General features: G+C 29.9%; 15 protein-coding genes. 8 read left to right on the top strand and 7 right to left on the bottom strand.

The features are described 5' to 3' along the window. Window positions 1–633 precede the first annotated feature (633 nt). A complete protein-coding gene (locus ETU10_RS09875; RefSeq protein ID WP_146311901.1) occupies window positions 634–1053 on the top strand; it encodes a helix-turn-helix transcriptional regulator in 420 nt (139 codons plus the stop codon). A 512-nt stretch (window positions 1054–1565) separates the two neighbouring features. After that, window positions 1566–2294: a carbonic anhydrase family protein gene (locus ETU10_RS09870; protein WP_146311899.1), complete on the top strand. Its 729-nt coding sequence runs from the start codon at window positions 1566–1568 to the stop codon at window positions 2292–2294. Between the two features lie 145 nt (window positions 2295–2439). On the opposite strand, the gene ETU10_RS09865 is transcribed toward ETU10_RS09870, so the two are convergent. After that, complete coding sequence (locus ETU10_RS09865; protein ID WP_146312108.1) at window positions 2440–2784, bottom strand: winged helix-turn-helix transcriptional regulator; 345 nt, start codon at window positions 2782–2784, stop codon at window positions 2440–2442. A 91-nt stretch (window positions 2785–2875) separates the two neighbouring features. Between ETU10_RS09865 and ETU10_RS09860 the strand changes: the two genes are divergently transcribed. Continuing rightward, a complete protein-coding gene (locus ETU10_RS09860) occupies window positions 2876–3475 on the top strand; it encodes a nitroreductase family protein (protein WP_146262918.1) in 600 nt (199 codons plus the stop codon). 241 nt (window positions 3476–3716) lie between these two features. Here the strand turns inward: ETU10_RS09860 and ETU10_RS09855 are convergent, their stop codons facing one another. Next, entirely contained in the window at window positions 3717–3917 is a 201-nt protein-coding gene (locus ETU10_RS09855) for a SymE family type I addiction module toxin (RefSeq protein ID WP_221410380.1), read from the bottom strand. Window positions 3918–4044: 127 nt separating this feature from the next. Between ETU10_RS09855 and ETU10_RS09850 the strand changes: the two genes are divergently transcribed. The 5 genes from ETU10_RS09850 to ETU10_RS09830 all read left to right on the top strand — a co-directional run bounded on the left by ETU10_RS09850 (window position 4045) and on the right by ETU10_RS09830 (window position 7973). Then, window positions 4045–4470, top strand: a complete 426-nt coding sequence (locus ETU10_RS09850) for a helix-turn-helix transcriptional regulator (protein ID WP_146262919.1) — start codon at window positions 4045–4047, stop codon at window positions 4468–4470. 494 nt (window positions 4471–4964) lie between these two features. Next, window positions 4965–5288, top strand: coding sequence for an ArsR/SmtB family transcription factor (locus ETU10_RS09845; RefSeq protein ID WP_146262920.1), 324 nt, complete (start codon window positions 4965–4967; stop codon window positions 5286–5288). A gap of 74 nt (window positions 5289–5362) precedes the next feature. Next, the gene (gene arsD / locus ETU10_RS09840) at window positions 5363–5671 is read left to right on the top strand and encodes an arsenite efflux transporter metallochaperone ArsD (protein WP_146311897.1); all 309 of its coding nucleotides are present in this window, start codon (window positions 5363–5365) and stop codon (window positions 5669–5671) included. 8 nt (window positions 5672–5679) lie between these two features. Then, the gene (gene arsA, locus ETU10_RS09835; protein WP_317129721.1) at window positions 5680–7404 is read left to right on the top strand and encodes an arsenical pump-driving ATPase; all 1725 of its coding nucleotides are present in this window, start codon (window positions 5680–5682) and stop codon (window positions 7402–7404) included. A gap of 146 nt (window positions 7405–7550) precedes the next feature. After that, window positions 7551–7973, top strand: coding sequence for a helix-turn-helix domain-containing protein (locus ETU10_RS09830; RefSeq protein ID WP_146311895.1), 423 nt, complete (start codon window positions 7551–7553; stop codon window positions 7971–7973). Between the two features lie 403 nt (window positions 7974–8376). Here the strand turns inward: ETU10_RS09830 and ribH are convergent, their stop codons facing one another. The 5 genes from ribH to ETU10_RS11390 form a co-directional block, all read right to left on the bottom strand. Then, complete coding sequence (ribH, locus tag ETU10_RS09825) at window positions 8377–8793, bottom strand: 6,7-dimethyl-8-ribityllumazine synthase (RefSeq protein ID WP_146262924.1); 417 nt, start codon at window positions 8791–8793, stop codon at window positions 8377–8379. Window positions 8794–8795: 2 nt separating this feature from the next. Beyond that, window positions 8796–10001, bottom strand: coding sequence for a GTP cyclohydrolase II RibA (gene ribA / locus ETU10_RS09820; protein WP_146311893.1), 1206 nt, complete (start codon window positions 9999–10001; stop codon window positions 8796–8798). Beyond that, a complete protein-coding gene (locus ETU10_RS09815) occupies window positions 9998–10597 on the bottom strand; it encodes a riboflavin synthase (protein ID WP_146311891.1) in 600 nt (199 codons plus the stop codon). The genes ribA and ETU10_RS09815 overlap by 4 nt, the downstream gene beginning before the upstream one ends. Continuing rightward, window positions 10582–11724: a bifunctional diaminohydroxyphosphoribosylaminopyrimidine deaminase/5-amino-6-(5-phosphoribosylamino)uracil reductase RibD gene (gene ribD / locus ETU10_RS09810; RefSeq protein WP_146311889.1), complete on the bottom strand. Its 1143-nt coding sequence runs from the start codon at window positions 11722–11724 to the stop codon at window positions 10582–10584. The genes ETU10_RS09815 and ribD overlap by 16 nt, the downstream gene beginning before the upstream one ends. Window positions 11725–11898: 174 nt before the next feature. Beyond that, window positions 11899–12960 (bottom strand): GNAT family N-acetyltransferase, encoded by a 1062-nt coding sequence (locus tag ETU10_RS11390; protein ID WP_317129720.1) that lies wholly within the window; start codon window positions 12958–12960, stop codon window positions 11899–11901. Window positions 12961–13129: the final 169 nt, after the last annotated feature.

Genomic DNA, 13129 nt, shown 5'->3' with positions numbered 1-13129 from the left:
CAAAGTTAGTGAAAATTAGGATGGCAATAAATAGAATAGGAATTGAAAAACCCTATTTAACATAATATAAATTATAGGCAAATTTTTAGATTTTAGATTTTATAGTGATTTTTAGTAAGTTCTATAAAGATTCCAATAATGTAATTATTGTCAAATTTCACATTCCATGTGCATATTCTTTAAAATTGACAACCTTTAGAAATAATTTATGTAATAAATTTTTGCACTAAATAAGTATACGTTATATCTGAAAAGTTATTCAGATTTTTTGGTGAACACCTGTAAAATTTTATTTACGGGTATCATCCATTATATATTATAAAAAATTTAATCAAAGGCAGTTTTATTTGTCTAGAAATATTTTATGCTTCTTTATTAATTTCTAAAGATATTTAGGTATGTAAAGTATATAAAAATTAGATCCTAAGATTATTTAAGATTAAAGAATCAACCTTTTTTACTCTCATATATTATTTTTTACCCATTCTATTTAACATAATATTTTAAAGTTTAATATTTAGTACAAAAATTCCTTGTTTTAATTATTATATGCCCACTTCAGGCAAGTGATAGACTAATATTTTAGATCATTTTTGTATCTTAGCCCAAAGATAAATTTGTAGATTTGTAACTATGACTATTGAAAACCCTACCCCTAAGAATATTCACCAAGGTCGTAATATAAAACGTTTCCGCGAAATGTTAGGAATAAAACAGGAAGCATTGGCTTGGGAACTGGGTGAAGACTGGAATCAGAAGAAAATTTCCTTACTCGAACAAAAAGATCAGGTGGAAGACAAAGTGTTGGAAAAAATTGCTGAAATTTTAAAAGTTCCTGCGGAAGCTATAAAAAATTTTGATGATGAGCTTGCTATAAATGTTATTTCTAATACAATAAACAATAATGACAATGCAACTATGACAAATCCAGCAGTTTTAAATTATCAACCAAGCTTTAATCCTGTGGATAAAATGGTGGAGCTTTATGAGCGTATGCTCCAACAACAAAAGGAAATGATCGATAAGTTAGAGAGGTTGATTGAGAGTAAGTAATAACTTTTACTTGAAAGTTAAAAAGAGAAAATTAAGTTATTGAGAATATTTTAGAAAAGATGTGATGCATTTAAAAAAAAAAAAAACACTTGTAGATAGTTATAAAGCTGGTGGACTAACGCATCAATTTATTGTAAGAATATTTCACTTTAATAAAGTCCCTTTTATTAATGAATAAAGAATATAAATAATCCTTTCACATACTCCCCTTTTTTTAAATTAAATACTCCCAAAGTTTCTAACAGTATAAAAATTTTAATTGTTTTAAATAACTATATACTTTATAAATATAAAAATAAGTACTAAATATAAAATTTTAAACCATTGATCATAAAAATCATGCTTATTTATTTTTATATTCAATCAATGATATTTTAATATTTTAATTTTTTAATTGTAATCAATCAAAAATATTAAAAAAAATAAACATTTTATATATTTTAAAAGTTTGGTACGATTTTTTCTATGGGTTAAGAGCTTTCTTAAAGCAAATTAACACTAAAAAACTTTACATGAGACGATTAATTATTTCTCTAGGTGTAATTGTTTTGCTCGTTTCGTGCAAAAATAATCTAGAAGATCCTTTAACCATTGTTACTAATGAAGAAATTATTAGTAACAAAATTATAACCAAAGAAGATCAAGAAAAATTAACCCCCGATCAAGTAATACAAGATTTAAAAGATGGTAATAAAGATTTTGTTGATGATAAACTAACCATCCGCAATAATTCAGAAAGAGTTCGTGAGGCTTCCTTAGGACAATATCCAGAAGCTGTGGTTTTGTCTTGTTTAGATTCCAGAGTACCTGTAGAAGATGTTTTTCACAAAGGCATTGGAGATATTTTTGTAACTAGGGTAGCTGGAAATATTGTTAATGATGATATTTTAGGTAGTCTAGAATATGCCTGTAAAGTATCCGGTTCTAAAGTAGTCTTAGTATTGGGGCATGAACATTGCGGGGCTATAAAATCCAGTATTAAAGGGGTTGAACTTGGGCATATCACCCATTTGCTGGACAAAATAAAACCTGCGGTGCTGGAAGCCAAAGAAACTTTTAAAGGGGAACAATCGGCAAAAAATCCTGAATTTGTAGATGCTGTATGTAAATACAATGTAGAACTATCCTTAAAAGAAATTAGGGAAAGAAGCCCTATACTAAGAGATATGGAAGAAAAGGGAGAAATAAAAATTATTGGGGGCATCTACGATATGAAGGAGGGAAAAGTAGAATTTCTATAATTCTAAAATTTATAGTAAAAAATCTAAAAAAGTAAATTTTACTTTTTTATTATACTTAAATTTTTACTCTATAAGAAGAAACTATATAGCTATGCTTGATGAACGGAAAGCATAGTTTTTTTTATAAATAAAGTTTAGTAAGTAATTAATTTCCTTTAATTTTCTGATTATACTTTGCAGCCATTTTCCCCCATTCAGATATGGCTTCTAGCAAAGGTATTAATGTTTTACCAAAATCGGTTAATTCATAATCTACCTTTAAAGGAGGTTTTTGGGTATGCACCGTGCGTAGCACTAAACCATCCGCTTCCAATTCTTTCAATTGTAGGCTTAAGGTTCTTTCCGTAATCACGGGGATATTTTTCCTCAACTCGTTATATCTTTTTTTTTCCTTTAAATGAATTAATATCACAGATTTCCATTTTCCACCAATATAGCTCATGGTTAGGCTTGTACTGCAAGGATATTTTTTATTCTCTATATAATACATGGTACTATCCATTTTAATAGTTCTTGCAAAAATAATAAACTATACTTAATTTTGCTACTATAAAAAATATAGTATAACAAAAACTTTGAATATGAATTTTTTAGAATTAGCAAGAAATAGATACACAACCAAACAATACGATACCACAAAAAAAGTATCTGACGAAGATATTGAAAAGTTAAAAGAAATTTTACAATTAGGACCCTCCTCTATCAACTCTCAACCCTGGAAATTTACCATTGTATCTAATGAAGAACTTAAAAAGAAATTTGCTAAATCTTCATTTATCAATGAAAGTAGAGTAAACCAAGCTAGCCATTTAGTAATATTTAGTTGTATAGATAATCTTTCCGTTTTTGAAGAATCAATGAAAGATTATTTAGACGAAGGGAGTATCAATTATTACAATCAAATGATCAAAACAAAACCTGAAACCACCATTAAAGAATGGCTACACAACCAAGTATATATATCGTTGGGGTATTTTCTTAGCGCTTGTGCTGCTATGGGTATAGACAGTACCCCTATGGAAGGGATTGTAAAAGAAGAATACGATGAATTATTGAAAATTAAAGACTATACAACCATGTTTGCCGTAGCCATAGGTTACAGAGATCCGGAAGATAAAAACCAACCCAATATTACTCCTAAATCTAGAAAAGATCAGGAACAGATAATTGAATTTAGATAAGAATCTCCTTTAAAAATAAATTCTGTATTATTTAAGAACAAAAAGCTATTTACCGTAGGTAAATAGCTTTCAGCAAAATTAGATAACCTGCAATACGTAATTAAAATAATAATAGCATTGCAGATGGAAGTAACTTAAATAATTAAGAATTAAATAAAAATGAACTTATTTTATATATGGGATTACAATTATAATCTATATTTATTAAAATAATTTTAGTGAGCAATATATCTCACCCAAACTATACTTTTTTTATAACAATTTGGTTTTTGTTGCACTCTAAGGTTAGAATATCCCCGGCTTTAAACCCAAAATCTTGCAACCATTTACCCGCCAACCTTATTTCTGGATAATAAACACAGCTATGGCGCATTCGTTCGAAACCTATATCATAAACTTTTTTAACCTTTATATTTCTTAAATTTTTTTCTTTGCTTTTCATTTATCATGTTTGTTACAAAACAATTCCATATTTTAAGCATATAAAAATCTTTGCATGGATATTTTACCGAATCATTTATCCTAAAATTTAGTAATTTAGCAACCATTAAAAAAATTATTTTTGTTCCATGAATGTAGAAGCAACACAGCCCAAAAATGTACACCAAGGAAGAAATATAAAGCGTTTTAGAGAAATGTTAGGGATCAAACAAGAAGCTTTAGCTTTTGAATTGGGGGAAGATTGGAACCAAAAAAAGATTTCACTTTTGGAACAAAAAGAAGAAATTGAACCTACCCTACTCCAACAAATTTCCGGAGTTTTAAAAATTCCGGTGGAAGCTTTTCAAAGTTTTGATGAAGAAAAAGCTATAAATATTATTGCTAATACATTTCATGATAGCGCTGTTGCAAATACTTTTAGTGATAGTGCACAAGTAAATTTTAAATGTACGTTTAATCCCTTTGATAAAGTTATGGAACTCTTTGAACGACTATTAGAAAGCGAGAAAGAGAAAACTAAACTAATGAAGGATATTTTAGACAAAATGGGTTAATTATCTCAGATTAGTATTACAGCTAAGAATTTATTTAAACATCTACGACTTTTTTATTAAAAGAGAAAATAGTTAATCGTTATTCGGTTAAACTAATTAATTATAAGTTTCTGAAATATTTATAGTAAATATTTTTATCTTATCTTGTTTTTATATTGGTGAATTATCCTGAATATAGATAATAATTTTCCACTTATAAAAAACTAAAAGATATATTTAACAAACCTATTTCTAACGAAATAAATTACCTAGTATCTTTATTAGAATTATGTGGTAAAGCAGAAATGTTAGATATGGATAATGATTTAAAATTTGAACTTTGGTATTTATTTCAGATATTTTGTTGTATGGAAAATCTAGATAAATTTATTCATAGATTTCATTCCGCTTTTTTAAATCTCATTACTACAATAAAAAAATACATATGTAAAATTCCCTTCAAAAAATTTTGCAATATAATCCAGTGTTCGTATATTTGCGAAATACTAATAAGTATGAGTACAGAAAAAAAATATACACAAGAGCAGGAACAACTGGCTAGATTTGCCAAGGCAATGGGGCATCCGGTACGTATTGCTATATTGCAATTACTAGCCAGCCAAAGCTGTTGCTATCACGGCGATTTATCCGAAGTATTGCCCATAGCAAAAAGCACCCTCTCCCAACATTTAAAAGAATTAAAAGAAGCCGGACTTATTCAGGGAGAAATTAATCCTCCCTCCATTCGCTATTGTGTAGATAGAAAAAATATAGAACGATTAAAAACTTTATTTGATCAACTGTTTACCGAAATAGGTAAACAGAATGAAAGCTGTTAAAAAAATTTAGATCTAATGTTCGTATTTTTACGATATACAAACAATTGAATAATTATAAATAAAATCATAGAAAAATGAAAACCATTGAAATTTTTGATCCTTCCTTATGTTGTTCTACCGGAGTATGTGGCCCAAGTGTAGATACTGATTTAATGCGTATTGCGAGCTCTTTAGATAAACTAAAAAAACAAGGAGCAACTATCTTACGTCATAATTTAAATACCGAACCCCAAGCCTATATAGATCATCCGTTGGTGAATGAGCAACTAACTAAGTTCGGAGTAGATATACTACCAATCACAGTGGTAGATGGGGATATTGTTTTAACCAAAAAATATCCAACGGATGCCCAACTAGAAAATTGGACAGGATTAACTATATAACTTTTTATATGCTTGAAATGCAAAATTATGATTTAACAAAAATAAACTTTACTACTTACCTTTTTTTTACAGGTAAAGGTGGAGTTGGTAAAACCTCTCTAGCATGTGCTACGGCTGTAGGGTTAGCCGATCAGGGTAAAAAAGTGTTACTAATTAGTACGGATCCAGCTTCCAACTTGCAGGATGTTTTTAATCAGGAATTAAATATTCACGGAAAAAATATAGAAGAAGTTCCGGGTTTAACCGTTGCTAATTTAGATCCGGAGTTAGCCGCTGCCGAATATAAAGAATCTGTAGTTGCACCCTACCGAGGAAAACTTCCAGCAACAGTTATTCAAAACATGGAAGAACAGCTCTCCGGTTCATGCACAGTAGAAATTGCGGCATTTAATGAATTTTGTACATTTCTTACGGACGATGCAAAACAGGAAGAATTCGATCATATTATTTTTGATACAGCCCCTACCGGACATACCTTACGGATGTTACAACTACCTTCAGCCTGGAATACATTTATAAATGAAAGCACCCATGGAGCTTCTTGTTTAGGTCAATTGTCGGGTTTACAAGAGAAAAAAAATATATACAAACAAGCCGTAGAAATTCTTTCAGATATTTGTTTAACCCAATTAATTTTAGTGACTCGTCCAGAGGAATCTCCCTTAAAAGAAGCCTCTCGTTCCTCTCAGGAACTTAAATTATTAGGTTTAAAAAATCAAGTTTTAGTTGTTAATGGTTTGTTGGATAAAGCTAATATCACTGATGAAATTTCCCAATTTATGTTTCATAGACAACAATTGGCATTAGAAAACTTACCGAATAATTTAAAAAATATTGAATCTTACAAAGTTTCATTACGCTCGTATCACTTATCTAATATTAATAGTATTAGAAAAATGTTACACGAAGAAATTAGCACTAAATTAGAAGATTTTGAAAATATTTCATTTTCTAAAAATGGATTAGGGGATTTAATTGATGATTTATACTTAACCCATAAACGGGTCATTTTCACCATGGGAAAAGGCGGGGTAGGAAAAACTACTTTAGCTACACAAATAGCACAAGGATTGGCTAAAAAAGGGTTAAAAGTCCATTTAACTACCACAGATCCTGCCAATCATCTAAATTCGGATTTGATAAATAGTTCTTTCCTTACTTTGAGCCATATTGATGAAAAAAAAGCTTTAAATGAATATAAGAAAGAAGTTTTAGATAAAGCAAGGGAAACTTTAAGTGATGAAGATATTGCCTATATTGAAGAAGATTTAAGATCCCCTTGCACCCAGGAGATTGCGGTTTTTAAAGCTTTTGCACAAATTGTGGAAAAGGCAGATGATGAAATTGTGGTGATTGATACGGCACCTACCGGACATACTCTTTTGCTTTTAGATGCTTCTGAAAGTTATCATAAAGAAGTGGAAAGAAGCCGAGGGGACATTCCTAACTCAGTGAAAAATTTATTACCCAGATTAAGAGACTCCAATGTAACTGAAGTTGTCATTGTAACCCTACCAGAAGCTACTCCAGTTTTAGAAGCCGAGCGCTTACAAAAAGATTTGAAACGGGCCAATATCTTTAATAAATGGTGGATCGTGAATTCTTGTTTATCTTTAACGAATACCAATAATCCTTTTTTGATGTCTAAAGCACAAAGTGAAATCGATTGGATAGCTAAAGTAGATAAGCTTTCCCATGGAAATGTGGCTTTAGTGCAATGGATGGATCATTGATTTAAGTTTTACATAAGTATAAAATTTAAAAATATTGCACATATAATTTAAATTATGATTATTAAATTTTATAGAATATAAGCCTCCAGTTATTTATCTTAAAATTTTGTAAATTAGCAACTATTAAAAATAACTATTTTTGTTCCATGAATGTAGAAGTAACACAACCCAAAAAAGTGCACCAAGGGAGAAATATAAAGCGTTTTAGAGAAATGTTAGGGATCAAACAAGAAGCTTTAGCCTTGGAGTTGGGAGAAGAATGGAACCAAAAAAAGATTTCACTTTTGGAACAAAAAGAAGAAATTGAACCTGCCCTACTTCAACAAATTTCCGGAGTTTTAAAAATTCCGATGGAAGCTTTTCAGAATTTTGATGATGAAAAAGCTGTAAACGTAATTGCAAATACATATTCTTTTCAAGATTTTAAAGATAATGCTGTAGCCTCTGGATTCAGTTACCAACCTACCTTCAATCCTGTAGATAAAGTAATGGAGCTCTTTGAGCGACTATTGGAAAGCGAAAAAGAGAAAACTAAACTTATGAAGGATATTTTAGATAAAATGGGCTAATTTCTAAGATTAGTATTATAAAATTTAAGAATAGAAATATTCCTCAAAAATTCTATAGCATATTAATATTTATTAAATTCAATGTTTATTGAATAAATAATTAAACCTGAGCAGTAATAATTAGTTAAGAAATATTAAGTTAATGGATTATTATATATGTAATTCTTTTTTGCATTTATTAGGTTTCTAAAGTTGTTGTTTATCAAAGTTTTATTCATTGTATTACACTCATAGCTTTAAGCACTTACTCCCCAGCATTTCAAAGAATGAAAATAAGCCATACATATTTAGGAAGAAGTAATTCGTATTAATACCAGCTTTAGAAAAGCAAAGAATAATCAATTATAAAACCAGCAATTACTTAGGCAATTGCTGGTTGATGTTTATTATTGTAAACCTTAAATTACAAAGATTTAATAGTATTCACCAATTGTACTGCGGCTTCTGCCCATTCTTTTCCAGAAAAAGAATGCTCTCCATTGGCACGTGCCAATGCTTGTTCTTTATTGTTGGTGGTTAAAACTCCAAAAATTACCGGAGTACCGGTTTCAACTGCCACTTTTTGGCAACCGTAGGAGGCTTGATAAGCCACAAAGGTATAGTGATCAGTTTCTCTTTTTATAATAGTACCAATGCAAATAACGGCATCCACTTTCTTTTTTTCAATGATTTGTTTTGCTAATACCGGGAGTTCAACCGCTCCGGAAACGGTATATTTAGAGATCTTTGCTCCCTGTTTCAGCAACTCTTGTTCGCAACTATTTTCTAATAAGTCGTTGATGTCTTGGTTCCAAAGGGCTTTAACTATTGCAATGTTCATGGTTAATTTTTATCTTTATTAATCCTAATGTTGTGATTTAATTGTTTTATTTTAGTTTCTAAGTAACCTTGGTTGTATTTATTTACTGTTGATGGTAAATGTATGACTTCTACCTGGTTAATAATCTCGGAGACTGCTTTAACTTTATCAGGATTATTTGTGACTAATTTAATTGATTTTAATGGATATTGTTTTAAAACTTCTAAGGCAAAATCCCAATTACGAGCGTCTACAGGTTTACCAATTTCTAAATTTGCTTCTATGGTATTTCTTCCTTGGTCTTGCAAAGAGTACGCTTTTATTTTGTCTGCAATGCCTATTCCCCTCCCTTCTTGATTTAAATAAAGAAGTAATCCTTGGTTATTTTCTTGCATAAATTGTAAAAAACGGTCGAGTTGTTCTTCACAATCGCATTTTAAAGAGTGAAAAACTTCCCCGGTTAAACATTGGGAATGAAAACGAACAGGAATACCTTCTCCTTGTAAATCTCCCTTTGCTACTGCAATAATTTCTTCGCCAGAGGTATTTTTCCATACAGAAATTTTAAATTCTCCGAATTGCGTAGGTAAATTACTTTCAGAATATTTAATTACACGACTAGGGTTGTCGTAAAATTCTTCCAGCTCATCAATGGTAACAATATCTATATTATAAGTATTTGCAAAGTTGGTTAGCTCATTGCCTGTCATAATTCCACCGCTGGGGCTAGCAACTTCTACAATTACAGCCGATTGTCCCAATCCAGCCAATTCGCAAGCCGTGGCACTAGCTTCCGTATGTCCGCGTCTTCCTTTTAGTAAATTTTTATGTGCTGCCAAAGTAAATACATGCCCCGGAGAAATTATATCCTTATAAGTTGTAGAAGGATCTGCGGCTAGACGCACACTATAAGCACGATCTTTAGCACTTATTCCTGTTGTAATACCTTCTGCCGCTTCAAAAGTTTCACCAAAATTGGTCATAAACTTATCTCTTTGGTGATCTTCTGTTCTTAACTTGGTTAATTTTAGTTCCTTCATCCGATCTTCCGTCATTACTAAACATAAAACCCCGCTACTATGTTGCACCATAAAATTTACAGTTCCATCAGTTACCGTACGTGCAGAAGCTACCAAATCCCCTTCATTTTCTCTATCCTTGCTATCAGCGATTATAATAGGTCTACCTTGTTTTAGACTTTCTAAGGCTTTTAAAACCGTATTACTCATTTTTGTATATCGTTTATATATTTATATATAGATTTATTTAAAATATCTATTTCTGTATTTACTTGGTAACCCACTTTCCAGTAGTTTTTAACTATGGTTTGGGAAAATGTATGTGGTATAATCATTACTTTAAAAAATTCAGGGGTTACGGCTGTAACTGTAAGGCTCATGCCATCCAAAGCAATATAGGCTTTTTCCACCAGCATGTTTAGATATTTTTTATCGCAAGTGAAATATATATCGTAGGCTTCTCCGTCTTCTTCTACTTTGGTAATGGTTGATTTGGTATCTACATGTCCTTGTACAAAATGTCCACCAATTCTGGTGGATGCTGTCATTGAATCTTCTGTATTTACCACATCCCCTACTTTTAAAAGTGATAAATTGGTTCTTTCAATAGTTTCAGGAAGAACATCAAAACTAGCTTTATTTTCTTGCAATTGAGTAATGGTAAGACATACACCATTTACTGCAATGCTATCGTCAACAGCTGCATTCTGAAATAATTGGTCAGATTCTACAGTTAATTTTATAATATCTTCGGATTTTTCTAAAGATATTATTTTTGATTGGTGTTTAATTATACCGGTAAACATAATTGTTTTTTTAATTTCTTGTAATAATTTTGAGTGTAATAATCCAGCATTACATTATTTTCAAAGGTACGTACTTGATTTAAAACAAAGGAAGGCGAATTGGAAATTTCAGGATAAATGTTTGAATTTATAATGCCGTTGTTTAGTCCACCTAAAATTTGATTTCCCATAAATACAAGTAATTTTTGCAATAAATCTAATTTTATAAAACTTTCCAATAAAGCGCTTCCTCCTTCTAAATATATAGATACAATGTTACGTTTTCCTAATTCTTTTAGCATTAATTTAATATCTACCTGCCCTTGATCATTCTCTGGAATCTTTAGTACAGTACAACCCATTTGATTTAACTTAGTTTCTTGTTGAAAATCAATTTTAGGAGTGGTACAAATAATGATATTATTAGATCTTTCTTTAAATAAATCATGGTTAAGATTTATTTTACCAGAAGATGTAACTATTATTTTTATGGGGTTGTAGTAGTCTTTTCCATCATTAATTCTTACATTTAACTTGGGATTGTCTTCGTTAAAGGTACTAGCCCCGACCATAATGGCTTGGAATCTACTACGTAAGTAATGAGAATATTGTCGGGATTTTTCATTGGTGATCCACTGACTCTTTTTGTTAAAAGTACTAGTTTTTCCATCTATACTCGTAGCAATTTTTCCAACTACATAGGGTACTTGGTTAATTCTATGATAAAAGTAATCTTCGTTTAGTTGGTAGGCTTTATCATTTAAAATTCCTAGATGAACCTCTATACCTGAGTCTTTTAATTTTTCAATACCTTTACCGTTTACTTTTGTATCTGGATCTGCATTAGCTATAATTACTCTTTTAACTTTCGATTCAATAAGTAAATCAGCACAAGGGGGTTGTTTACCTGTATGTGAACAAGGTTCTAAGGTAACATAAACTTCAGAATTTTCTACACTTTCTTTACTGTTCAGAATAGCCATTCTTTCCGCGTGATACTCTCCGTATTTTCTATGATATCCTTCAGAAATTATTTTTCCATCTTTAACTATAACACAACCCACTTTAGGATTGGGATAACAATAACCACCTGCCTGAGCAGCTAGTTCTAAAGCCCGTTGCATATATGTATCTTCGGTGATTTGCATATAGGCAAAGTTAGTTAAATATTTTTCTATTTTTTGGGTTTTATAAGCCTTATAGATATAAACATCTGTAAAAAAATGTAAAATTTTATTAAATCTTTAATCATAAATTTTATTACACTACTGTAAATTTTATCATTTACCGGTGAAAAAAGTGATTGTTTTTTATTCTAATAGTTAAGAGTTGCTCCACTCAGATTTATCTATTTTATAAATAAAATTTAATTTAGGTTTTTCACCGTAATAGGTTATTTCTTTTTCATCTATTTTTTTCGCTCCTAATCTTTCAATTGCTATTTGGGAACGTTTGTTTTCAGAACCTACATGGAAATAAACGATAGTTACGTACTTAAAAATATAGTTAAGCATAAGATTTTTAACTTTAGGATTAATTCCTTTTCCCCAACAAGCTTTACTAAAAAAAGTATACCCTATACATATGCTGTTTTCTATTGGGTTAAAATTATAATATCGTGTAGATCCAATTATTTGATTGGTTTCTTTGTCCAGAATTTTAAAAGCTCCTTTACTTTCAATGGCACCATTGAAAAAAACTTCAAAAATTTCCTTTTTCCAACGATCTTGGTTGGGATGTTGTTCCCAAATTTCAGGGTCTAAAGCAACCTTATATAATGATAAAAAATCTTCTTTTAAAAGCGGGCTTAAAAGAATCTTGTCATTTTCAAGTGAAGGCTGTAAATGAATAGTATTAGATATTTTTATTTCTTTTTTCATTAAAATATCGGTTTGATCTTCATTTCCTAATCTAAATACATGTTTATCAAAGGGAATAAATCCATTTTTCTTATAAAATGATATAGCTTTATGATTTTCTTCCCAAACTCCCAACCACACATATTCTAAGTTATCATGAATGGCTATCTGCATAGCTTTTTCTAACAATGCTTGTCCTACCTTCTGTTTTTGATAATCTTTAAGAACATAAATACGTTGAATTTCTAAACTTAAATTATCTTTTAATTCCGTTTGGGCTTCTTTAAAATTAATTTTTAAATAACCTAATACAATTTCATTTTTATTTTCTGCTATATAAAATTGGGAATTAGTATTATTTAATTCTTGATTTAGTTGCTCTAAACTAAAACTATTTTTGCAATATAGCTCCATGTCTTCCGGAGAGCTAAATTCTTCAAAAGTATCTATAAATGTTTGTTTAGCAATTGTTTGTAGAATATGAACATCCTTAGATTTAATATTTTTTATACAAATCTTTTCCATTGCAATCTTATTTTTTAAAACGGACAAAGTAAATAAATTTTATTTAAAATTTTAAAACTTTTAAATTCTATTTATTATAGCAGAATTATATAAATAAATAACTGAGAATTTAAACTTTTAAAAAGTATAATACTTTCAATTATATAACTCTTAATAAATAATTATAAAT

Source organism: Apibacter muscae, assembly GCF_007845595.1.
Taxonomy (GTDB): domain Bacteria; phylum Bacteroidota; class Bacteroidia; order Flavobacteriales; family Weeksellaceae; genus Apibacter; species Apibacter muscae.
This window is presented reverse-complemented; position numbering and strand designations above follow the sequence as displayed.